Annotated in this window: 21 protein-coding genes; 7 read left to right on the top strand and 14 right to left on the bottom strand. The window is 35.2% G+C overall.

The genetic code is table 11. The features are described from left to right. Positions 1 to 61: 61 nt before the first annotated feature. The 3 genes from CQ046_RS18900 to CQ046_RS18885 all read right to left on the bottom strand — a co-directional run bounded on the left by CQ046_RS18900 (position 62) and on the right by CQ046_RS18885 (position 3,044). Complete coding sequence (locus tag CQ046_RS18900; RefSeq protein WP_105703778.1) at positions 62 to 985, bottom strand: ABC transporter ATP-binding protein; 924 nt, start codon at positions 983 to 985, stop codon at positions 62 to 64. 501 nt (positions 986 to 1,486) lie between these two features. Further along, positions 1,487 to 2,458: an iron ABC transporter permease gene (locus CQ046_RS18890; RefSeq protein ID WP_105703776.1), complete on the bottom strand. Its 972-nt coding sequence runs from the start codon at positions 2,456 to 2,458 to the stop codon at positions 1,487 to 1,489. Between the two features lie 25 nt (positions 2,459 to 2,483). Beyond that, the gene (locus CQ046_RS18885; protein WP_105703775.1) at positions 2,484 to 3,044 is read right to left on the bottom strand and encodes a TlpA family protein disulfide reductase; all 561 of its coding nucleotides are present in this window, start codon (positions 3,042 to 3,044) and stop codon (positions 2,484 to 2,486) included. Between the two features lie 33 nt (positions 3,045 to 3,077). On the opposite strand from CQ046_RS18885, the gene CQ046_RS18880 reads away from it, so the two are divergent. Continuing rightward, on the top strand, positions 3,078 to 4,202 hold the full coding sequence (locus tag CQ046_RS18880; RefSeq protein WP_105703774.1) for a ferredoxin--NADP reductase: 1,125 nt from the start codon (positions 3,078 to 3,080) through the stop codon (positions 4,200 to 4,202). A 56-nt stretch (positions 4,203 to 4,258) separates the two neighbouring features. Further along, positions 4,259 to 4,816 (top strand): vancomycin high temperature exclusion protein, encoded by a 558-nt coding sequence (locus tag CQ046_RS18875; RefSeq protein ID WP_410493421.1) that lies wholly within the window; start codon positions 4,259 to 4,261, stop codon positions 4,814 to 4,816. Here the strand turns inward: CQ046_RS18875 and CQ046_RS18870 are convergent. After that, positions 4,813 to 7,422 carry a BamA/TamA family outer membrane protein gene (locus tag CQ046_RS18870; protein ID WP_105703772.1) on the bottom strand — a complete coding sequence of 870 codons (2,610 nt, stop codon included), beginning with the start codon at positions 7,420 to 7,422 and terminating at the stop codon, positions 4,813 to 4,815. The genes CQ046_RS18875 and CQ046_RS18870 overlap by 4 nt on opposite strands. Between CQ046_RS18870 and CQ046_RS18865 the strand changes: the two genes are divergently transcribed. Next, on the top strand, positions 7,408 to 8,133 hold the full coding sequence (locus tag CQ046_RS18865) for a TrmH family RNA methyltransferase (RefSeq protein WP_105703771.1): 726 nt from the start codon (positions 7,408 to 7,410) through the stop codon (positions 8,131 to 8,133). The two genes, CQ046_RS18870 and CQ046_RS18865, sit on opposite strands and share 15 nt — an antisense overlap. A 78-nt stretch (positions 8,134 to 8,211) precedes the next feature. Here CQ046_RS18865 and CQ046_RS18860 read toward each other — a convergent pair whose 3' ends face one another. The 5 genes from CQ046_RS18860 to porQ all read right to left on the bottom strand — a co-directional run bounded on the left by CQ046_RS18860 (position 8,212) and on the right by porQ (position 11,302). Further along, entirely contained in the window at positions 8,212 to 8,712 is a 501-nt protein-coding gene (locus CQ046_RS18860; protein ID WP_105703770.1) for a phosphoribosyl-ATP pyrophosphatase, read from the bottom strand. A gap of 3 nt (positions 8,713 to 8,715) precedes the next feature. After that, on the bottom strand, positions 8,716 to 9,024 hold the full coding sequence (locus CQ046_RS18855) for a phage holin family protein (protein ID WP_047496002.1): 309 nt from the start codon (positions 9,022 to 9,024) through the stop codon (positions 8,716 to 8,718). Positions 9,025 to 9,104: 80 nt separating this feature from the next. Beyond that, on the bottom strand, positions 9,105 to 9,455 hold the full coding sequence (locus tag CQ046_RS18850; RefSeq protein ID WP_034694334.1) for a YtxH domain-containing protein: 351 nt from the start codon (positions 9,453 to 9,455) through the stop codon (positions 9,105 to 9,107). Positions 9,456 to 9,550: 95 nt separating this feature from the next. Further along, complete coding sequence (cmk, locus tag CQ046_RS18845; protein WP_105703769.1) at positions 9,551 to 10,225, bottom strand: (d)CMP kinase; 675 nt, start codon at positions 10,223 to 10,225, stop codon at positions 9,551 to 9,553. Positions 10,226 to 10,309: 84 nt separating this feature from the next. Further along, positions 10,310 to 11,302: a type IX secretion system protein PorQ gene (gene porQ, locus CQ046_RS18840; protein ID WP_105703768.1), complete on the bottom strand. Its 993-nt coding sequence runs from the start codon at positions 11,300 to 11,302 to the stop codon at positions 10,310 to 10,312. A 167-nt stretch (positions 11,303 to 11,469) separates the two neighbouring features. Here porQ and pyrH point away from each other — a divergent pair, with 167 nt between their 5' ends. Further along, positions 11,470 to 12,177, top strand: coding sequence for a UMP kinase (gene pyrH / locus CQ046_RS18835; protein WP_105703767.1), 708 nt, complete (start codon positions 11,470 to 11,472; stop codon positions 12,175 to 12,177). An 82-nt stretch (positions 12,178 to 12,259) separates the two neighbouring features. Here the strand turns inward: pyrH and CQ046_RS18830 are convergent, their stop codons facing one another. Beyond that, positions 12,260 to 13,612 carry a lipase family protein gene (locus CQ046_RS18830; RefSeq protein ID WP_105703766.1) on the bottom strand — a complete coding sequence of 451 codons (1,353 nt, stop codon included), beginning with the start codon at positions 13,610 to 13,612 and terminating at the stop codon, positions 12,260 to 12,262. 783 nt (positions 13,613 to 14,395) lie between these two features. On the opposite strand from CQ046_RS18830, the gene CQ046_RS18825 reads away from it, so the two are divergent. The 3 genes from CQ046_RS18825 (at position 14,396) to CQ046_RS18815 (ending at position 17,497) form a co-directional block, all read left to right on the top strand. After that, positions 14,396 to 14,944 carry a hypothetical protein gene (locus CQ046_RS18825; protein WP_105703765.1) on the top strand — a complete coding sequence of 183 codons (549 nt, stop codon included), beginning with the start codon at positions 14,396 to 14,398 and terminating at the stop codon, positions 14,942 to 14,944. A gap of 374 nt (positions 14,945 to 15,318) precedes the next feature. Continuing rightward, positions 15,319 to 15,873, top strand: a complete 555-nt coding sequence (gene frr, locus CQ046_RS18820) for a ribosome recycling factor (RefSeq protein ID WP_105703764.1) — start codon at positions 15,319 to 15,321, stop codon at positions 15,871 to 15,873. A gap of 565 nt (positions 15,874 to 16,438) precedes the next feature. After that, on the top strand, positions 16,439 to 17,497 hold the full coding sequence (locus tag CQ046_RS18815) for a 3-oxoacyl-ACP synthase III family protein (protein WP_105703763.1): 1,059 nt from the start codon (positions 16,439 to 16,441) through the stop codon (positions 17,495 to 17,497). A gap of 84 nt (positions 17,498 to 17,581) precedes the next feature. Here the strand turns inward: CQ046_RS18815 and CQ046_RS18810 are convergent, their stop codons facing one another. The 4 genes from CQ046_RS18810 to CQ046_RS18795 all read right to left on the bottom strand — a co-directional run bounded on the left by CQ046_RS18810 (position 17,582) and on the right by CQ046_RS18795 (position 23,353). Beyond that, a complete protein-coding gene (locus tag CQ046_RS18810) occupies positions 17,582 to 18,373 on the bottom strand; it encodes a hypothetical protein (protein ID WP_105703762.1) in 792 nt (263 codons plus the stop codon). A 130-nt stretch (positions 18,374 to 18,503) separates the two neighbouring features. Then, the gene (locus CQ046_RS18805; protein WP_105703761.1) at positions 18,504 to 19,961 is read right to left on the bottom strand and encodes an LptF/LptG family permease; all 1,458 of its coding nucleotides are present in this window, start codon (positions 19,959 to 19,961) and stop codon (positions 18,504 to 18,506) included. Between the two features lie 110 nt (positions 19,962 to 20,071). Further along, complete coding sequence (locus CQ046_RS18800; protein ID WP_105703760.1) at positions 20,072 to 20,719, bottom strand: LolA family protein; 648 nt, start codon at positions 20,717 to 20,719, stop codon at positions 20,072 to 20,074. A gap of 63 nt (positions 20,720 to 20,782) precedes the next feature. Further along, positions 20,783 to 23,353: an FtsK/SpoIIIE family DNA translocase gene (locus CQ046_RS18795; RefSeq protein ID WP_105703759.1), complete on the bottom strand. Its 2,571-nt coding sequence runs from the start codon at positions 23,351 to 23,353 to the stop codon at positions 20,783 to 20,785. Between the last annotated feature and the right edge of the window lie 251 nt (positions 23,354 to 23,604).

The following is a 23,604-nucleotide window of genomic DNA, read 5'->3' as shown; positions in this document are numbered from 1 at the left end:
TATATGATTAGCATAATACTATGCATGCATAGTATATGAATTAATCAAATAAAACTGAGTATTAATGAATGTTTGGAACTAAATTGATGATTTCTTCAAAAGATTCACATTGATAAGTAGAGGAATCTTTAGTAATTACCCAAAAAGTGTTCTGAAACTCGAAATTAAGCTCAGATAGGTCTTTTTGAAAGTTTTTTTGAAGCAGAGAATACAGCATTTCCTTGTGAAATTGCGGTGCTGAGATAAAAGGCGGAATAAAGGTTTCGTTGATTTGAAATAACGAAGCGTTAGTAAGTTCATCATGCTGCAACAAAACGTCCTCTACAATCCCTGAATATAGGTGACTTTCCTTTACATACCATATTTTGTCTGCAAATTCTTTAGCCAATCGCCAGTCGTGGGAGGAAAACAGGATAAGTTTGTTCTCTTTCTTAGCTAACTTTCTTAAGGTTTTAAGGATGATGATTTTGTTTTTCTCATCCAGATGGGTAGTAGGTTCATCCAGAATGATGATAGGCGAATTTTGCGTAATAGCGCGCCCTATAAATGCTTTCTGAAGGTTTCCGTCTGACAGGTTTTTTAAAAGAGTATACCTGTATTGGGTTAGATCCAGCTCCTCAATAATATGGCCCACTTCTTCACGATCTTCTTTTTTTAACTCAAAATAAAAAGGGTAGTAGATGTATTTTCCCAGAGAAATAAGATCTTCAACGGTATAATGCTGCGGGATAACTGATTTTGAAAAGACAATAGCAATGTTCTCCGCGATTTCCTTTACGGAAAGACTTTTTACACTTTTACCATTAATTGTAATTTCTCCTTTCAATAAAGGAATCTGATGCAGAATAGATTTAATTAATGTTGTTTTTCCTACGCCATTATTACCAATCAGCAGGCATACATCTCCAAGCTTCAAATTTGCATTAGCATTGGAAATTAAAGTTGTTTTGTAGCCGATATCTGATTGTTTGATCTGTAGGTGCATAACTAAAATAAGAAAAGAATTATAAATAACAGAATAGGTAGAAAACTTAAAAATAAATATAAGAATTTATTTTTTTTGATTTTCCATAAAGTATAACTACCTAAGATAATAGAACCCCAAAAAGCAGAAGGTAGTGCAAAAAAAATCCACCAATTATGGCCCCAAGAATAACCCCAATGTAATTTCTGATTCATTCGAAACATTTTTGAATACTCCAGGATTGCAAAACTTACAACAAACAAAATGATGTGTGCAGTAATTAATTGTTTTTGTGTTATTCTAATGTTCATTACTTTATTTATAGTAAGATAAGTCGTGTTTAGTAAGTCATGCTGAAAGCATCTCTGCAAAGTTAGTATGGATTCCTTCGGAATGACATATTACGAATATTTTCTCTTTTATTTAATGAAGAAATTTAAGGATTTATTCTCAAAATCTGCTTGACCTATATAATCTGTTAGGAGCTTTATATTAACAATTCATTTTATTAATCATTGTATTTTAAACTTTATTCTGCTTCAAAAGCATCATCAGAATTACAGGAATTCCAAATACAGAGCTTATTACATTGAGAGGAATCTGTGTTTTTTCCGCAATCACCGAGAAGAATAGCATGATCAGCATTCCCAGAAACATATTAAGAATCCATTGCTGCCATAATTTTGAAGGGTTGTAGACCAGTCTGCAAAAGTGAGGAACAATAATTCCAATAAAAAGAATAGGCCCCAGAAATGCTGTCACAGATGCTGATAGGAGAGAAGACGCAACTATTATTAAAAGTTTCAGCTGTTTCAGGTTTACTCCTAAACTTTGTGCGTAGGAATTGCCAAGAGAGTTTCCAATGAGTGGCTTTATGGCTCTGAAACAGATTGTCATTCCAATTAAAACTAAAATAAACAATATATAAATCTGGTTTCTCGTTACCATATTATTTGCTCCGAAAGACCATAAAATATAATTTTTCAGACTTTGATTTTCCGCATAAAACTGAAGAAGAGATACAATTGCTCCTGCAAAAGCTGATACCAGAAATCCAAAAATAATAAGATACGATTTATCCTGAAATCTGTTAGACATTGAAAGGAGAATCAGCATTAACAGTAAGCTGCCCCCAATAGCAGATAAGCTAAGGAAGCTGTTTTGTAAAAACTCAGGGAGTAAAATATTATGAGAAAAGAAAATATAAAAGGCAACCGACAAACTGGCGACAGAAGTGATACCCAATATATCAGGCCCAGCCAGTGGGTTTTGGAAATATTCCTGCATCAGAAAACCTGAAGTGGGAATTGAAATTCCAGCCAGCATCATGACCAGAACCCTGTTAATACGGATTTCGGCAATCTGGCTATGAGCAGACTCCTGAAAGAAATCCTGGAAACTTAAACTTAAAAATCCTGTGTTCAGATTAATGACAGCGCTTACAATAATTGCAATCACGAATAAAAAACACAGGATTTTAAATCTTTTTGACATGATTCAGAAAGAGCTCAGTCTATTTTTATTGTAAGAAAGAATCGATTTTTGAATTCAAGACATCTTCCGTCATCATTCCCAGGTATTCATCGGTTTTATCTCCTTTTCTCATGAAAGTAAAAGGAATAGAACCACCGTCCCACTGTTTGAAGTTGTTATGGAAAAAGTTTTGATCTAATTTTTGTCCATCTAGTAAAATAATACTTCCTCCCAGTTTATTTTCTGTTGCAAAATTTTTCACTGCACCTGCCCATTCCGCTTTGTCATCAAGGTTTACGAAAGTGAATTTTACAGGTTTTCCCTTCAATTCCTCCATTTTACTTTTAAAGCTTGGAATCTCTCTCATACATGGACCACACCAGGTTGCAAAGAAATTGGTAACATATAAAGTATCATTATTTTTTGCTAAATGCTGGCTTACATTTTCAGGAGAAAGTTCTTTAGGAAGAACTGCAATTCCTTCAGGTTCTGTAGTTTGAGATACAGAAACAGAGTCCGCAGCTGCTGTGTTTTCAGTTTTCTGACCTTCTTTTTTACAGCTGTACAGTGCAGTAAGAAGTAACGTGGATAAAATTATCTTCTTCATAAATTATTTTTTATCTATTTTTGAATTGAAGTTATGGAACAACAAATCTATAAAGGGAAACTGATACAGTTTCATCCGTTAAAAATAGCGAAAAAGGAAGAGCTGACCAAAAATACTTTTTCTCTGGAGTTTGATATTCCTGAGAATTTAAAGGAAAATTTCAGGTTTGAAGCAGGGCAGTTCGTTAGTATACGATTTCAATCACATGGGAAAGAGGTTATTAATGATTATTCAATGACTTCAGCTCCTTATGAAGGTAAAATAAGTTTGGGAATAAAGGTCAATTCCCCTGATGGAGCAACTTCTCAGTTATTTCAAAACTATAATGAATGTGATGAGCTGTGGGTGAGCGAACCTGCAGGAAGATTTACCATTGTATCTAAACCCAGCGAATTCAGGACTATTGTTGCCTTTGCTGCTGGAATAGGGATTACACCTATTTTGAGCCATTTTAAAAATATTCTTCACAACGAACCTCGAACACGGTTGTTTTTATTCTTTGGAAATAAAAGCTCAGATGAGCTTGTTTATCGTGAGCTGCTGGATAATCTTGCCAGGACTTATGGTGACAGACTACAGATATTTTATTTTTTTTCACAGGAAAGAACAGCAGACCAGTTTTTTTATGGCAGACTGGATGAAAAGAAATTAGCCCTCATTATCAATCAGATCCTTCATTTGGATGATACAGACGAAGAGTCTACCATTTGGGATGCTGTAGACGAAGTGCTGATCTGTGGAAAAGGAGAGATGATTAAAACATTGGCGAATGCCTGTTATCACCATGGAATTCCGAAAAAGAATATTCATTTTGAACTTTTTGAAGAATTTAATGATGATATTTATCCTGTAGAAAAAGAATTTCCTCTGATTGAAAATATTGAAGTGGAATTTACTATGTTAGGAAAAAAATATACTACCCAGCTTGCGGATAATAAGGATAAATTGCTACAACAGCTTCTTATTCAGAAATTTCCGGTTCCTTATTCATGTAAGTCAGGGATTTGTGGAAGTTGTGAATGTTCTTTAGAGGAAGGTGAAATAGAACTGCTGGAGAATGAGTATCTTACAGAAAAAGAAGAATCGCAAGGACATATATTGGCTTGCATGTCTATTGTGAAAAGTAAAAAAATAAAGCTTAACTTTGATCTTAGTTGAGAATTATACGGAACATATTTAACCTGGGTTTTATATCATTGGAATTGGGAATTCTGATGATATGCTTCTGTAATGTGTGGGTTTTCGGGCTTACCAACGGGAGAACGTATACCAAAATCTCAAAAATTCCACCAAGAGAAATTGCATTGGTTCTGGGAACATCTCCGAAAATGAGATCCGGAAAATCTAACCCTTACTTCACCAAAAGAATGGATGCTGCTGCTCTTCTTTACCATCATGGAAAAATCAAGAAAATTATAGTAAGCGGGGAGAAGAGTAAGGGCTACAACGAACCTGCAGCAATGAAAAACTATCTGATTAATCAGGAAGGAGTTCCGGAAGATATTATTGTGGAAGATCCGAAAGGCTTCAATACCTATAAAAGCATTCTCCGCTGTAAAGATGTTTACAAAAAGAAAAATGTCATTATTGTATCTCAGGGATTTCATAATCTGAGAGCACTGTTTTTTGCAAGAAACAATGATATGAATGCATTAGGATTTGATGCACAGGATGTCTCAAAACCTGAAAGCTTCTACAGAAACCAGACGAGGGAAATCCTCGCCCGGGTAATTGCTGTAGTATATTTTATTTTAGGCGTTTCTCCGGATTAGAAAGGATATCCGAACGCGATATTAACCGTAGGTTTGAAAGGCTGAATATATTTGACTCTCCATCGGTCACCATCAGGTTTATTGGGGTCGTAGATCTTATAAGCAAGGTCAATTCTGGCCGTTATATAGGCAATATTTAATCTTAATCCGAATCCACTTCCGATACCAACCTGTTTCAGGAATTTATTGAATTTAAACTCATCTCCATATCCATCGTTGTAATTACGAAGGCTCCACGTATTTCCGATATCAGTAAATAAAGCTCCTTCATAGGTTTTATTGAATGGGATACGGTATTCAATATTCGTGGTAAGTTTTAAGTTGTCTGTCATATAAGTACGTACCCTTTCGTCTATCTGAGAATCTGCAGGACCTAATCCTCCAAATGCTACCCAGGCTCTGATATCATTGGAACCTCCATTGAAATAAGACTTGATAATAGGCATATCCTGAGAGTTTCCATACGGAATTCCAACCCCGATAAATTGACGAAGTACCAATGTCTGGTTTCCATTGAACCTGAAATATTTTCTGGCATCAATATCAAACTTAACAAACTGTGCATAAGGTAACCCGAAAATAGTTTTTTGAGGACTGGTAACAACCCCTCCGCCATTATCTTTCTTGTTGAATAAGCTTAAAATGTTACCAGCAAGCTCAACTTTTCCGTTAAAGTAAAATGCATTTGGATATTCTTTTTTTCCAATCTCGCTGTATACAAAGTTGTAAATCATGGAAGAAATAAGAACGTCCTGTGTCTGTCTGTCTTTATTAACCAAAGTTCCTGTGAAGGCTGTTAAAAGATCAGTTCCCTGTTGATCAAGGCTCCCACGATAAGCGTCGTTCTCGATAATCTTTTTGGAAACTTCGTCTACAGTGAGTTTTCCATCCCTATAATCTTTTCCGGTTTGTTGAGTTTCCGCATTAAACATAAAATAATTCCCGAAAACCTCATCTTTTACCTTTCCGTCATTCACAAAGTAATCATAGTAAGCATCTTTATTTTTTGTCAGACTGACCTGTGTGTTGAATAAAGTAAGTTTATGATATACCTGATCATTTACACTGGCCTGATAGTTCAATCCGGTGTTGAAAATAAGTCTTCCCAAACCAATATTGTTTTGTATAGATGCTCCCAACAGGATAGAAGATGTAGGGGTATATCGTTTTGGAATGAGTTTATAATAATTAAAAGGAAGTAAAAGTCTAGGGAAATTCAAAGATGCCTGAGCTGATATTTCGTAAGCGGCAACTCTTTTATCAATATCTTTTGTACTTCTGATAGATCCAAACGTTCCTGAAAGGCTTGTAGAAAGGTTTTCTGCCCCTCTGAAAACATTTCGGGTAGTAAGATCTACAGAAGGAGAGATTCCCAGATTGAGAAGCTGAGAATAATTAATATCTGTTCCCAGTTTAAACTCATATTTTGGAAGTGGCTTTAATACATACAAAACATCTACAATACTGTCATTAGGAGAAGTGATTCCGCCTTGTCTCAGAGAGTCTCTTGCTTTGACGATACTGAAATTGTTCATCGCCAAAATATTTCTCTTGGTTAAGTCCAGTTTGCTTTGGTCAAAAACCTTTTTACTATCAGGAATAATCGCTCGCCATATGGATGGAAGCTTATATTTATTATTCATAGTATGGAATCTGATTCTCCTTAGACTGTCTTTCTTTGTATTTTTAGGATAATCACCAGGTTCATCCACAATGGCAACATCTATATTTCCAAAGGTTGAAATTTTATAAGGCGTATCCAAAGAATCTTTATGAATCTCAAGAGTTAAAGGAACCTGTTTTCTGCTTTTAAGAGAATCTGCCACAAAATAAACCTCATCATTCAAAGCATTGAACCTGTAGAACCCAAATTCTCTCATTTGTTCCGTAATTCTGGTCACCTCCCTTTCAAGTACCGTTTGGTCAAGAATCTGCCCTGATCTCACCAGACTTTTATTCAGAAAAGAGCTGTAGTACCCCTTGATCCCCTGATCCGGAATATTGTAAAAATACCCTTTGATGCGGGTAGGATCATTATGTTTAATAGAATAGCTTACCGAAGCTTTTTTTGAAGCAGAATCCAAACTATGCTTGAAGGTTACATCAGCATCCCAGTATCCTCTATAAGTAAGCCTTTTTTTGATAGATTCAGCACTTTTTTCACTTCTTGTCTGATCAAGAATTACCGGAGCTGTTCCCCAATTGTGCAATAAACGGTCGAAAAGCAGACTTTTTCCCACACTGCTTTTCATATTATATTTAAGAAATAAAGAGTCTCTCAGTTTCTGATTTCTCATTTCACCCGGATAGGTCATATACTCGTTAAGTATCGTGTCATATTTCGTATCAGCCATATTGTACAGAAGTAAACTTAATGGCATGAAAAGAAATTGCTTTTTATTGGGCTTTTGCTGAATATAATCTTTCAGTTCTTCATCGAAAAATTCTCTCTTATCCTCGAACCCTAAAGTGTTCTTGGTAAGCAGGTATTCGCCTTCAGGAACTTTTTTTGTCGTACTACAAGCATAAAGGAGACCAACAAATGTTGCAAATGAGATAATTTTATAATATTTTTGAGGAGAATTCTTATAATGCTTACAGCTCATACAATAAAAGTTTTACAATCTTTAGATAAAAAGAAGTTCAGACAAAAATACAATTTGTTTTTGGTTGAAGGTAATAAAATCATTTGTGAACTTTCTAATTCTAACATTAAAGTTAAAGAAATATTCTCAACCGATCCACAAAAATTGGACCGTACTGACATTCCTGTTACGCATATCTCTGAAAATGAATTAAAAAAAATTAGTTTTCTTAAAACTCCAAAAGATTCTGTAGCGGTATGTTATCTTGCCGAAGAAGAAAAATGGGAAGATAAGAAGATACAGTTGGTTTTGGATGGAATACAGGATCCTGGAAATTTAGGAACGATTATCCGATTGGCAGACTGGTTCGGGATAGAACAGATTATTTGTAGTGAAGATACTGTAGATGTCTACAATCCGAAAGTGATTCAGGCAACAATGGGCTCTTTTACCAGAGTGAACGTGGTTTATACTGATCTTGTGGAATATCTTTCTTCCACCGAAAATATAAATATAGGAACGGATATGGAAGGGGAGAACATTTATACTTTTGAGAAGCCGGAAAAGATCAATCTTATTTTAGGAAACGAAGGAAACGGAATGAGACCGGAAACTGAAAAGCTTTTACAAAAAAGTATCAGCATCCCAAGGTTTGGAAAATCCCAGTCTACAGAAAGCCTGAATGTATCAATGGCTGCAGGAATTATTTTAGGACAGCTATTTTCAAAATAGAAAATTAGAAACTAGAGGTTAGAATTATTGTAAAATATTACTGAATATATCTAGCGTCTAGTTTCTAATATCTTATTTTTATATCAATTGTTCCAAACTTGAAACACTTTTGTTTTTCTGATATACTTCCATCTTTTTTCTGACATATTTCAGAGCTATAGGAGCAAGATAGATTAGTGCTGCACCAATCAGTTTTTTCTTCCAGTTGGAGCTTTTCATATTCTTTTTAGCGTAGTTTCCTACGATAGCCGTAACGCCCAGTTTAACGAGACTGTCTGTAATATTTCCTCCTTTAAAAGCAGAACTGGCAAGTCCTACAGCTGTATTTTTGTTGATCAGAAGGTCTTTTACTTCTGAAGTAAGCTGTTTGGCAATGACATCTTTTCTAAGGACTACTTTTTCATCGCCGTCTTCATCTATCTTTTCCTGAAGATACTGATCACTTAAACCATTGGTAAAGGCACTTAAGCTTTCTTTCGTATTTTTGAAGGTAAGAAGATTTTCAAGATCATTTATTTCACCCTGAAGCAGTTTTTTCTTTCTTCTTAATTCTTCTATGCTCTCGTATTTTCTACCCATAGTTTAATGATTTAAAAATTTAATAACCTGATCTGCAACAGTATTGACAATCTTATTTTTGAAGGCAATGACAAAGGCCATTACCAGCGCATAAAATGCAGCCACAATTAAGAATCCGTAAGAGTAGTTATCCAGTGCTTTACCAATAAGGAAAGCAATTCCAAAATTGAAAAGGATAATAAAAAAAGCAAAAGCAACAAGCAGTACTACAAAGTAAGTGATGAGCCCAGCGGAAAGTGACGACTTTTCTGTCGCTTCAATTTTCAGAAGATCTATTCTCTTGGAAGCATATTCTTTAATAGTTTCTATCATTGTTTTTTTTTAAAGTTACAAAAAAAGGAACTTTTGCACAAAAGTTCCTTTCTGTAATTTACTTAAAAAAGATAAATTACTTATTTTTTAAGATCGTTTAGTTCCGCTTCTACATCTTTTGCCAAATCTGCAGTTTTAGAAACAATCTGATCTTTGTATTTATCATATCCGTCTTTCACAGTATGTGCTACGCTGCTTGCCGTTTCTTTGAAAGTAGAAGAAATATTGCCATATTGGTCTTTTACTTTTTCAGAAACCTCTCCGTATTTATTTTTAGCCTGATCTTTAAGATCATTTGCTTTAGTTTTAATCTTTTTTCTGGTTTCTTTACCTTCTTCCGGTGCGTATAACATTCCTAAGATTACACCTGCCGCAGCACCTGCAAGAAGTCCTGCCAATATACCTGCTGTATTATTTCCTTTTCTAGACATTTTAAGTTTTTTAATAATTAATAATAAATTAGTTTTTACAGTAATAAAACTTACAATTTGTATACCAAAGGGGGCTTGAAGCCTATTAAAAATTGTTAAATCTTTTTGATGTGAGATAAAATAAGTTCTATGGTTTCTTCTTTGGTTAATTCAGAATTATCAATCACGATAGCATCGTCAGCCTGCTTTAATGGGGCTATTTCACGCTCACTGTCGATCTTGTCACGTTCTATAAGGTTTTGCTTTACCTGTTCTTTATCTGTTTCTATTCCCAGTCCTTTCAGTTCCAGAAATCTTCTGTTGGTTCTTTCGTCTATGCTGGCAGTAAGGAAGAATTTATAGTCCGCATTTGGCAGAACTACTGTCCCAATGTCACGTCCGTCCATAATTACACCTCCTTTTTCTGCCAAAGTGCGCTGTGACTGCAGTAGGAAATCTCTTACTTCTTTCTGTTTGGCAACAAGGCTTACGTTGTCAGAGACAATATTAGTACGGATTTCTTTAGAGATATCAGTGTCATTAAGGAAAAGAATTAGGGTTCCTTCATTGTTTTTGAACTCGAGTCTGATCTGGTCAAAAGAATTGAATAATGTAGTCAGATCAATCTCGCCATTTGTGTTAAGGCAGTGCTGCAACGCATACCAGGTAACTCCTCTGTAAAGAGCCCCTGTGTCCATATGAATAAGTCCCAATTGATCAGCAATGATTTTAGAGATAGAACTTTTTCCGGTAGACGAGTACCCATCAATAGCAATTACAGGTTTTTTCATACTGCAAATTTCAAGATTTTTTCTTAAAAATCAAGAGGAAGTATAAAATTTTCGGAATAATTAAGAAAAATTCAGCTGAAAAGATTACTCTCCTCTGTGGCTGGAAAGATCCATAGAAATTCCTATCTGATTGACATTCGAAGAGTTGTGGTATCTTACATGGGCGTAATCAATACGGAATCTGGATACTTTAACTCCAAATCCTGCAGAAAGTCCTGAGAAGTTTCTCTGATCTGCAACAGCCAGTTCATTTCCTCTTTTTACATTATAACCGAATCTGATATTGAAATTCTTTTCCGGAAACAGTTCTGCTCCTAATGAAAAGTGATCGGCAATTTTTCTGCCGGTTTTCACTTCCTGCCCATCCAGATTGTATTCTGAAGAAATATCAAACTTCTGAAGGTCGTGTGCCGTAATGGTGATCGCAAGAGGGAAGTTCTTGATTATTTTGGTATATCCAAGATCTATTCTGAAAGGAAGATTTTCTCTTGTTCCATTAAAGGATTTCAGCTGAAACCCAAAATTTCTCATCACAAGAGAAACTACTTCTTTGTTCTTTTTATTATGATAGGTAATCCCCGCCGTTCCTGAGATAGCGGAAGAAGTATAGTTGTCAATTTTTGAGGTAACGAAATTCAGTCCTCCACCAATCGTCCAGTCTTCTTCAAACTGGTAGGCATAGCCTGCGCCAATGGCCACATCCGAAGCTTTGAATTCTCCGTTTTCAAAACCACTTTCATCCGTTCTCGGAATACTTCCATAGCCCATATACCTTGCATTGATGGTAGCCATATGGCCATTTTCAAAGTCTTTGGCATAAGCAATAGTTCCGTATTTCGAGTCAGCAAGATAAGCTGTCGCGTTTACAGAAAGCTGTTTGTCAGAATCTTTATTTAAAAGGGCAGGGTTTGCAATAGCAAAGGAAACATCATAATCTCTTACCGAAATTGCATCTCCACCCAAAGCAGCCTGTCTTGCAGATACAGGTACATTTAAGAACGGATAAACATTTGTTCCTGTTTGCGCATAAGAAACAATTCCTGATAGAAATAATGAAAAAATGATAATTTTCTTCAACTCAATTTATAATTAATGCAAAAATAATCCTTTTTCGTACTTTTCAAAATATTTCTTACATTATTTCTATTTAAATATTTTTCTTTTATCAATATCATTAATGATTATATTTGCAAAATCAAATTCTGGGGAAACCCGTACTAATAAAAAGTTACTAAAAATAAAAGATGAAATATAAAAGAATCCTTCTGAAGCTAAGCGGTGAGGCCTTAATGGGAAACAGACAATACGGTATTGATACTGAAAGACTGCAGGAATATGCATCTGAGATCAAAAAAGTAGTTGAAAAAGGCTGTGAAGTAGCGATCGTGATTGGAGGAGGAAATATCTTCCGTGGTGTAGCAGGAGCTGCAAAAGGGATGGACAGAGTGCAGGGTGATTATATGGGGATGCTTGCTACTGTCATTAATGGTATGGCTTTACAGGGAGCATTGGAAGATGCAGGAATCAAAACAAGACTTCAGTCTGCTATCGAAATGGATAAAGTGGCTGAACCTTTCATCAAAAGAAGAGCGGTAAGACATCTTGAAAAAGGGAGAGTTGTAATCTTCGGAGCAGGTACAGGAAACCCTTATTTTACTACAGATACAGCAGCTACATTAAGAGCAATCGAAATCGGAGCTGATGTGATCCTAAAAGGAACAAGAGTAGACGGAATCTACGACAGTGATCCTGAAAAGAACGCTGATGCTGTGAAATATAATTCATTATCTTTCGATGAAGTATTCGAGAAAAACCTTAAAGTAATGGATATGACAGCATTTACTTTAAGCCACGAAAATAAATTGCCAATCATTGTATTCGATATGAATAAAGATGGGAATTTAGAGAAAATTATAGACGGAGAAAACGTAGGTACATTGGTTAATTTATAATCATTTTACGACTAAAAAATATACAAAACACCTGTTACAGTATTTGCTGTTACAGGTGTTTTTGTTTTAACATTAATCTTAATTATTTATCTGCACTAGCATTTTGTGTGACGTTTTCCTTTTCAACCAAAACATAATTGGAAGAAATCCACCCAATGATCTGATCTATTATTTTCAAAATCATCTCCAATTCGGTGACAGCAGTTACTCCCGGTACCAGTTTCACAGCTGGTTTTGGTAATGGCTGTGGCAAAATAAGACCGTTCACTTGTGGATTAGACCCTGCTGCAGGAATACCATTATACATTCCCACATGCTGTACTGATAACTGGAATATATAGTCCTGCAAAGTCTCAGGAGGTGTTTTGATGCTGATAGATCCACTAGAGTGTTGGAGCTGACCTGGAAGCGATTGGTTTTGTATTCGTGTATAGCTGGCTCCCGATTTTGAAGAATCATCGATTGCCATCTTTTGTAAAGCGTTTAATAAACCGGCTGTCATAAATGTAGGAGCCTGACCATATATAGTTGCAATTTTCCCCAGTTCCGAGATCGTCCATGCATGAGGAACAACGTCCAGATTATTCCAGTGCATGGTATTCCAGCTTTGGTAAGTACCTGTTTGTTGCTGCCATCCTGGAGGCAATGGAGGGAATTTACTATTGAACAAATTGGCAAATGCTGTCTCTCCCGGCGTTGGTCCGGCTGTAGGATATACAAGCGTTACCCCGAAAGCATTTAGATCTTTATTTTCTTTCAAGTAAAGAGCAAGAGTAGGAGATAATGCGCCTGCAAGACTGTGTCCGCAGAATACGATGGCTGTACCCGGGTCTGGATTTAAACCAGCAAGGAACTGCTGAAGTGTAGTATTGGGTGAAGCTGCAGAATTAGGGCTTTCAAGTCCGAGAAGTATACTTATCCCGGTAGCAGTACCTTTTGAAATATAAGGGTCAGTGCCATTATAAGGTGATGGAGAGAAATTGGAGGGATTGTATGTTGTCCAGTTGACTACCTCGGCTACAGAAAAATCTTCTGTTTCCCAATCGTAAAGTGACGAAGGATTAGTGGCAGCAATAGCTACAACATAAGTGGGTAATGTAGGACCTCCCGGAAATGCAACAGCATTAGACTTAACGACATATAATGCATTATCTGCAACACCAGTAGGAATACCCTTTTCATTTTTTTCTTCGATCAGGGCAGGTCCCCAGACCAGATCCCAGTTTCCTAATTCCGATACGGCTGAAGGATTAGCTGTGGAAGGTGTTTTTTGATCCATTATTTTAACTGGAGGAACATTGTTAAAATAATAGGATAAATCATACTGAAGCTGTTGCTGGAGTTGGATACCAAAACCGTTGTAACCTCCTGCACGGTTGGCAAGACCTGCCATACCAAATACTTGTTGATAGGCATCTAAAGATGGATTTGTCATGATGTGATGGGTTTAAATTAGTTTTCAATTTTCAATGAATAAGAAATGTCTTCTCTGAGACTTTCCGTTTATTATAGCAAACATTCTATTTATAAACATCTGCTAAAGTTTTGTTTAAAAGAATATAGTAAAGGACGTTATTAAAAATGATATCACACTAAGTAGAAATAACCAAAATATTCTATAAGTATTTGTACCCGAAGTTTTTTGCATTAAGATTTTTTAGTTAAAAACATGTTTCTTTTTCCAAAGAGGAGACAAGTGCACAAAATCCATGTTGGAAATAGCTATTATCCGAAAAGAATCATGATTCCGGGCAACAATGGAAAAAGAAGGATAGAAGAAGTGGATAAAATGAAAGAGGAATAAATTAAAGAAATGCCAGTTTCCGCAAAAGAAATTGTGAAAAATTATGCGTAACTATTTGTAGATCAAAAGTAAATCACTATATTAGAGATAAATGATGTTTTTATGATAGTGAAATATGTAGTAAGGAAACAACAGCATGATGATTGGATGGTAATGTGCGGATATGATTACAAAGAAATCTTATCTTCAGAATTAGAAGAAAGTAAAAAGCAAGGTTGGGAATTTGTTCGAAAAAGGATATTTCTGATCACTGACTTCTGCGATTTTTATAGTACCTCAAATAGATCTGATAGATTAGCAATAATTAGTATTTCCGTAGGCATATTAGCCTCTTTAATTTCTTTTATCGGGCTATTTATATAACAGTCTTCTCTTTGAGAGGGCTTTTTGTTATATTTGCTCAAAACGAAAACTATGGTATTATTGAGTTTGACAACCGAGGAAATGGCTTTTTTAACTGATGTAAGCAAAACAGTAATACCTTTATTTGCAGCATTAGGAGGTGCAATGACGGGATCTTACCTTACTTATAGATTTCAGAGGAAAGACAAAATTAGAGATCATTTATTTACACATAAAGTTAAATCATATTCCACCTTAGCAGAATGCATTGTGGGTGTGAAAAGAGACGTAGAGGATAAGAGAGGTAAAATAAGGGTTAAAAGAGAAGATGATGCTAAAACCATAACAGCTATTTGGGACGATTTTAGAAAAGTTTCTGATGAGCAAACGTTATTTTTAAGCGATCAAACGAAGCATGATTTATTAATTTTAGAAGGAGTCATTTTTGAAGCTTTCAATATGGAAATTGAGAGAATTATAGACATAGAGAATTTTTCAGATGCAGAAATGATTGATGTTTGCGAAAAGGTAGTCGTGGACTGTGAAGATTTTATCAAGAAATTGCAAAATGAATTAGGTGTCAATGTAGTTAATCCAAGACTTAACATCAGAAGAATTTAAAAATAGCTCCTTAATTGGGACTTTTGAATTCATCTTCTGTTAACAAATTGAACACAAGATGAATGTGTATTACATTTATGCCGTCTTTTCTTTTCCAATAGCTGCCATTGACAATTCCTAAGTTTAATTTGCCTAAAGATTCTAGATGACTTTCAATTTTGTTGCTTGTCATTTTTAAAAATATCAACGTTTTCATAAAATACAGAATGTAGTCTTACCAAAATATGGAAATAATCATTATTTTTGCAGCACTGAATAGTAAAAAATAATTTAAAACAATAAGAAAACACTGATGTTTACAGTGTTTTTAGATTTAATTCATTGATATTCAGTATGATTAATAGATGTGTAATTTATCAAACTTTAATATAATAATGGAAGAATTAGATCTTATATTAGAATCTGTAAAACAAGACATGGATGCAGCTGTAAAGCACCTGGATCACGCATTTCAAAGAATTAGAGCAGGACGTGCTTCTACATCAATGGTTCAGGATGTAATGGTAGAATATTACGGAGCAATGACTCCTATCAACCAGGTTGCCAATGTTTCTGTTCCGGATGCGATGACAATCTCTATTCAACCTTGGGACAGAACAGCAATCAACGCGATTGAAAAAGCGATCATCAACTCCAACTTAGGTTTTGCACCTTCTAATAACGGGGAAAACATCATTCTGAATGTTCCGCCTTTGACAGAGGAAAGAAGAAGAGAGCTTGCAAAGCAGGCTAAAGTAGAAGCTGAGAACACTAAAGTAACGGTAAGAAACGCCAGACAGGATGGTTTGAAAGAACTTAAAAAGCTGGAAGGAGTTTCTGAAGATGTTGTAAAAGGAGTGGAAGAAGAAATCCAGTCTTATACAGATAAATATGTGAAGCTTTGTGATGAGCATCTTAAGACAAAAGAGGCTGAAATTATGAAAGTATAATTTTCAGTTTTTGAAAATAGATAAGAGGTTTCCAATGGGAAGCCTCTTTTTTTGTGACTTAATCATGGAGTGATGAGGAGATATAGTTTATAGAAATTAAAAGAGAATGTTTTCTACGGAAGATTGTGTTTTTCAAACAAATATAATCTTTATCGTATTATCCATTTTTAATAGTGTACCTTTAAACGAAATTAGCAAGGAACACATTTTCAATATATTAAATTATTTTTTTAAATTTTTAGAACAATGAAGCCGGAAGCTTTACAGATTCTGTTGTCTTCATTGGACCTCTTGTTAGCCGCAGGAGGTTTTATTTAATTCAACTTTATATGGTAAAATATTCCTACAAAAACTGAGGGAAGAGTATGGATATTTTTTTTGAAATATATTTTTTGTTTTTTTATTGAAAATTAAAGTTGTTGAATGATAGATTGTTGTATTTTTATCAGTGATGATCTGTATTCTTTGCATAAAAAGAAATACTGATTATTAGCTTTTAATCGTTATATTTACAAAATTATTCCGATTTATTATATAATGATCTGGAAATCAAAATGCTAAAGCGATGACTAAAATTATTGGTGTAGGTAACTATATCCCGTCGGAAACAATAACCAATCTATTTTTTGATAAACATATTTTTCTTAATGAACAAGGTGTATTATTGAAGGACGATAATGCTTCCATTACAGATAAGTTAAAAAAAATTACAGGGATTGAAGAGAGGAGATATGCTCACAGTACAGAGGTTACTTCAGATCTTGGGCTTATTGCAGCCCGTGCAGCCATTGAAGATGCGGGAATAGATCCGGAAACATTAGACTATATTATATTTGCGCATAATTTCGGGGATGTCCGGTTTGGGACAGTTCAGTCTGATGCGGTACCCAGTCTTGCTGCCAGAGTAAAACATGTATTAGGAATCAAAAATAATTTCTGTGTTGCCTATGATGTTCTTTTCGGATGTCCTGGATGGATTGAAGGAGTGATACAGGCTAATGCATTTATTAAATCAGGTATTGCAAAGCGATGTTTGGTGATTGGTGGGGAAACGCTTTCCCGTGTAGTGGATATTCATGACAGGGACAGTATGATCTATGCCGATGGAGCAGGAGCAGCGGTTTTGGAGGTGAATAATGAGGATGATTCCGGAATTAAGTCTCATTTATCAGCTTCTTATACATTTGAGGAAAAAGATTATCTGTATTTTGGAAAGTCCTATAATAATGAAGGATGTCAGGATACAAGATACATCAAAATGGATGGCAGAAAAATATACGAATTTGCTCTGGTAAATGTTCCTGATGCCATGAAGAGATGTCTGGATAACAGCGGATATTCTATTAATCAATTGAATAAAATTATCATTCATCAGGCTAATGAAAAAATGGATGAAGCTATTGTTAACAGGTTTTATCAGCTGTATGATATGCCAACTCCGGAAAATATAATGCCTATGGTTATTCATAAACTAGGAAACAGCAGTGTAGCTACCATTCCAACTTTGTTGACAATGATTTTAAAGGATGAACTGGAACATCATAAGATTGAGAAAAATGATGTGGTTTTATTTGCTTCAGTAGGTGCAGGCATGAATATTAATGCTTTTGTATATAAGTTTTAAGCTTATAATAATAAATAAGAAATTGAAATTTTCAATACTAAAAATAAAAAAGAGGTTTCCGTTGGAAGCCTCTTTTTGTATATTTTATTTACAGTTCTCATTGTAATCATAGATCACTTCATTGATGATTGAAAGCTTATCTACTGTAGCATTGCTTATTTCATCGCGGATAAATTTCCCAAATCCGGATCTTTTCTTTTCTTCATTTTTTAGTGATCCGTATTCTCCTTTTGCAATTTTTGCTTTTACATAAGGACAGTCTGCAAGGATAATTTTCGCTTTTGCAGGAGTCAGTTCTTCTACTTTTCCACCTTTTTTAGAAAAAATATAATTCGGGTTTTCTCTTAATCGGTCTGTTTCTGCCTGAGAAATAGCCTGGGTACTATTAGCTGAAAGAGCAGTAGGATAGCCGTAAAGTTTATAAACAGTTATTTTACCTTCAACCACTACTTCTGCAAACTGTTCTGTTCTTGAAAGATTGTTGATTGCCTTAAAGCCTGCTGCTAATCCTGTAGAGCTTTCAGAACTGTTTAAAGCTTCTCTTATATTCGAATATTTTACAGACTTAAAGATCCTTGGAGTATCACCTTGATACAGCATATATTCTTTGATATCGTCCGAATCGTAGGTTTTGAATTTAATCCTGTTCTTTACTTTATCAATATCTGCGATAGCTGCAAATTTTACTTTTAACTGATTTTGCCATGGACTGGAATATCCTCCGTGCAATTGTACGACACCTTCAATTTTCTTTCCGGATTTTTCAATAATATAACCGTATTTTTCTCCATTGTAAATTCCGTTGTCATCCTGATCCTGAGCGTAGATATTCAGAGAAAGAAGACCAAACAGGCCAATAAGTAGTAATTTCTTCATGGTTTTGTTTTAAATTTTAGCAAATATAATTTTTTAAATTCAAAATAATATAAAACAAAATATTTTACTTTAATCCACAAAAAAGCTCCGAATTTTTCCGGAGCTTTTTGTTTTTATTTTAAGATCAGAATTATTGATACCTCTGATGTTCTTTACTTTTTGAAAACCTTTTGGTAATCGGTTTGAATAATGCTTTGTATTTTTCAGCATCAAATAATTGTGAATCCGTAAGCGCTTTATACGTCATCCATACTCCAAATGGAAGAAGGATCAGGTTAGGAAGCCAGGCTGCAAGATAAGGATTCATTTTTCCACTCCATGACAGGTTTTCCACCCCAACATTCATTACATAAAAGACAATGAAAATAACAATGGCGATGATTACCGGAAGTCCCATTCCTCCTTTTCTGATGATAGAACCTAAGCTTGCTCCAATCAGGAAAAAGATAATACAGGTCACTGAATAGGCTACAATTCTCTGCTGGTAGATCACTACTTTGCTGAAATATTTTACATTGGAGCTGTATTCATTCTTTTTAGAATCTAAAGTAGATTTCAGGTTGTCTAGCCTGTTGTAGGAATTGTAAATAATTTCCAATTTTTTGTCGCCTTTTACCGTATCCAGTTTTATCTGGGTTTTAGCAGCTACTTTATGTTTGTTGCCTTTATCCATATAACTGACAACGGAATTGGTCTGATTAAGAACTTCAGATCCGATATTATCAAAGAACTGCTTATTGTCTTTTTTACTTTTGCTGACCGTTTCGTTAAGCTGGTTGTATGTTTGGAAACGGTAGTCATCTGTAATCTGTTCTTTTTCGATGGCTTTATTAATGATTTCACTGATATCGAAGTGGGAAACCAGTGTATCAAATTTAATGGCCTGATCGGGCTGTTTCAGTCTTACATTGTCACCTTTTCCTGCGAAAGCATCTTCAAATACATATCCGTTATATAGTACAAGTTTTAGAAAATTCTTATTCACTGCTGGAACAAATTTTCCTTTTTCTGCTACTACAGATTGTTGGTTTTCATAAGCATTGGCTTTTTTGTGAACAAAAACCCCTTCAATATTTTCTCCGTTTTCACCGTATATTTTATCAAACTTCACCATATAACCCGGGATCTGGTCGATAAACTGACCTGGAGTAAAGTTGATTGCCGGTTTTGTCTGGGCAATATTAAAAAGCATGTTTTTGGCTTTCTTCTGAAAATCCGGGATAATATTATTGGAAAAGAAAAACAACATGATGGCAAGTGCCGTTGAAATTCCCAACAGGGGAGTCATGACTCTAGTCAAAGGAATCCCCGCTGCTTTCATTGCCGCAAGCTCGTAACGTTCTCCAAATTCCCCGAATGACATGATGCTCGCAAGGAGAATCGTAAGCGGAAGAACCATACTGATAACATTTACCCCAAGGTAAAAAAGAAGTTTGAGGATCTGCCAGTAGCTTAATCCTTTTCCCATAAACTGTCCTAACTGAACCCAGATAATGTTTACAATAAAAATGAAAAACAATACGCTGAATATAAAGAAAAACGGTCCAAAGAAGGTTTTTATGATATATCGGTCTAGTATTTTTAACATGTGCCAAAATTAATCAAAAAGCCACAAAGTTTACTTGTGGCTTTTTATATTTTGTTATTTTTTTAACTTAAAAAGCAAATTTGCCTAGTTGCGAATTCACTTTCAGCTTTTTAAAGTTCTGTAATGACGTAGTTTTTAAACTTATTTTTGTCAAAAACAAACATATTTGGATCCAGTTCTTGGTTTTCCTTATATTCTTTAATGGCAATTACTGCAACATCTTTGTTGTTTCCGTGCTGTTCCAGTTTTACCATCTGCTTTTTTGCAGAATCTACAAAAAGATACACGAACTGTATTCCGTTTGCTTTTACGGGAGTCAGCTTAATAAAGTCAGCATTCACACCATTGACCATTTTCTTACCGTTATACGTTACATTGTAATCGTTTCTGTAGGTGGTAAGGTAGTTGATAGGGGAGAACATAGTGCTGCTTCCGTTAGGTTTAGCAATGGTTACTTCCATATCATCAGCATTGATATTGTAAATTTTACTTCCGTCAAAGATCTGCTCTGTATCCATGATCTTTAGTTTGTACTTCTCTCCGGCAGCATAATAAATACCTGGTTCGGTTTTCGTCACCTGTCCGTTAAGGCCACTTCCAAAAGAAAATTTGAAGTAAGAATTCTTTTTAGAATTATAGTTGGCTGTAATATCATCCAATATCTTTTTAGCTTTAGCATCAATCTTCTGAGCATTGGCCATACCTACTGCACCTACAACAAAACTTCCTAATATAACTTTTGAAATAATATTTTTCATTTTTTAATTTAATAATCTTTAGACATTTTCAATTTTAAAAGGTTAAATCATTCAATTTTTCCTTTAGTTACGCAGATCTTCCAAAAACTGTTCCAAAGAATGAAGGTCGCTGATAATGACTTCTCTTGCTTTAGCTCCGTTGAAACCTCCTACAATACCGCTAGCTTCAAGCTGATCCATAATTCTTCCGGCTCTGTTATATCCCAGCTTCAATTGTCTCTGAAGCATTGATGTGGAACCCTGCTGAGTAGAAACGATGATTCTTGCAGCTTCTTCAAATAAAGCATCCTTTTCGTTCGGATCAAAAGCGCCTACTGTACTTGTAGAGTCTTCGGAAACATATTCAGGAAGTAAGAACGCTGATGCGTATCCTTTCTGTTCTCCGATGAACTCTGCCAATCTTTCTACTTCCGGAGTATCTACGAAAGCACATTGAAGTCTTAAGATCTCATTTCCGTTGAAATAAAGCATATCTCCTTTACCGATCAGCTGATCTGCTCCCGGAGAATCAAGGATGGTTCTGGAGTCTACACTGGAGATTACTCTGAAGGCCGCTCTTGCAGGGAAGTTAGCTTTAATCATCCCTGTAATTACATTTACAGATGGTCTTTGTGTTGCTACAATTAAGTGGATTCCTACGGCTCTTGCAAGCTGTGCAAGTCTGGCGATTGGTAATTCAACCTCTTTTCCTGCGGTCATGATCAAATCCGCAAACTCATCTACCACTAATACGATATAAGGTAAGTAACGGTGTCCGTTTTCAGGATTTAATTTTCTTTCAGCAAATTTCTTATTGTATTCCTTTAAGTTTTTACAGAAAGCATTTTTAAGAAGATCATATCGGGTATCCATTTCAACACAAAGAGAGTTCAGAGTATTGATTACTTTATTGGTATCTGTAATGATTGCTTCTTCTGCATCCGGTAGTTTTGCCAGATAATGTCTTTCGATTTTTGAATATAATGAAAGTTCCACTTTTTTAGGGTCTACCATTACAAATTTCAGTTCGCTTGGGTGCTTCTTGTAGAGTAGGGAAGTAAGGATAGCGTTAATCCCTACAGATTTACCCTGACCTGTTGCTCCAGCCATCAGCAAGTGTGGCATTTTTGAAAGGTCAGCCATGAAGACTTCGTTAGAAATGGTCTTTCCGAAAACTACCGGAAGATCCATATCTGTATTCTGGAATTTCTGAGAAGCAATCACAGAACGCATAGAAACCATAGTAGGATTTTTTCTTGGTACCTCAATACCAATTGTCCCTTTCCCCGGCATTGGAGCAATAATTCTGATTCCTAATGCAGAAAGGTTTAGTGCAATGTCATCCTGCAGTTTCTTAATCGCTGCTACTCTAATCCCTGCTTCCGGAACAATCTCGTATAGGGTCACTGTAGGACCAATGGTTGCTTTGATCTCTGCGATTCCTACGTTGAAATTTTTCAGAAGTCCAACAATCTTATTTTTATTTTCTTCTAATTCTTCTTTGTTGATGGAGATTTCTTCACTTCCATAGTCTTTCAATAATTCTACAGGCGGCATTTGAAATTTAGCCAGATCAAGTTTGTGGTCATACAAACCATGTTTTTCTACCAATTCCTGTGATTGTTTCTCAGAATCATCCAAAACATCAATCATCGGAGCTACCTCTACATTGAATTTAATGTTATCTTGTGCAGGTGTATTGGTAACAGCTGGAGAAGGTGCGGATGGTCTGATATCAAAAGCTTCTTCAGGACTGGAAACCGGAACAATTGGTTTTGAAGAAATATTTAAACTTACTGGTTGAGAAACCTCTCGTGGCTCTGCTTCAAAAGAAGTGTGATTGGGAGTGGTAATCGTTTCTATATCGGTAGAAACCGGAACTTCAGGGAATCCTTTCGGAACACTTACCGGTTCTGGTTCCCTTACTGTATTGATTGGAGTATTTGGAGAATGATTGCTAACATCACTTACCGTAACTCTGGATACAGTATCTTCTTCTGCTTCTTCCTTCAATTCTTCATCTGCCTCGAAATCATCATTAGAATCAGGCATCATAGATTTTACTTTTCCAATCGTATTTTCATTGATCTTGTCAAGTTTTGATTTGATAGAACTTGGACGAAGATTAAATTCAAGAATAAAATATAAAAGAATACTCGCTGCTAAAACAGTCCATAAACCTACTGCTCCAATAATAGAATTAAGGTAATCCATAATCTGATATCCATAAACTCCTCCTAAAACACCTTGTCCTTTAGTAAGCGCTCCCATAAAAATAGGAAGCCAGCAAATGAAAAATAATGAGTGTCCAATGGTTTTCCACGGTTTGAAGATTTTCTTCTTAAGAATCAGGGTACCCACTACCAGAAATAAGAAGGCTATAATAAATGAGGCAATACCAATACTTTCGAATATGAAAATATTGCCCAGCCAATCGCCTATCTTACCAAAGATATTTGAAGATTTTATAGTCTTGTCCAGCATAGTTCCTGCCTGGCTTTGATCTGCTTTCCAGTTCATTAAATAGGAAATGAATGAAAGTGCCATGACAGCTGAGAAAAGGATAAGAGTAAGCCCGAAAAAAATACGTGGCTTAGATAAAATTCTGCCTTTTTCAGGCATTTCAGTCGGTTTTTTTTGTGTCTTTTTGTCCATAATATCAATGTCACAAATTTAATGTTTTTTCAACACTAAAAGAATCTTTTTTCTCCAAAAAATATTTTGGAAATCCCGCTTTTTACAACGATTATTTAAAATTTAATTAAAAAATATTTTCAGCAATTATGAAATAAAATTATGCGTTCATTTTGTTTATCCAAATCTGATACCGAACCTGTTTAAACTTTTTAGAGAAAGAGTTTCCAGAAAATTAGCAATTTAGAGTTGCAAAAAAAAGAACTAAAATC

It is taken from the genome of Chryseobacterium sp. MYb7 (assembly GCF_002979455.1).
Taxonomy (GTDB): domain Bacteria; phylum Bacteroidota; class Bacteroidia; order Flavobacteriales; family Weeksellaceae; genus Chryseobacterium.
This window is presented reverse-complemented; position numbering and strand designations above follow the sequence as displayed.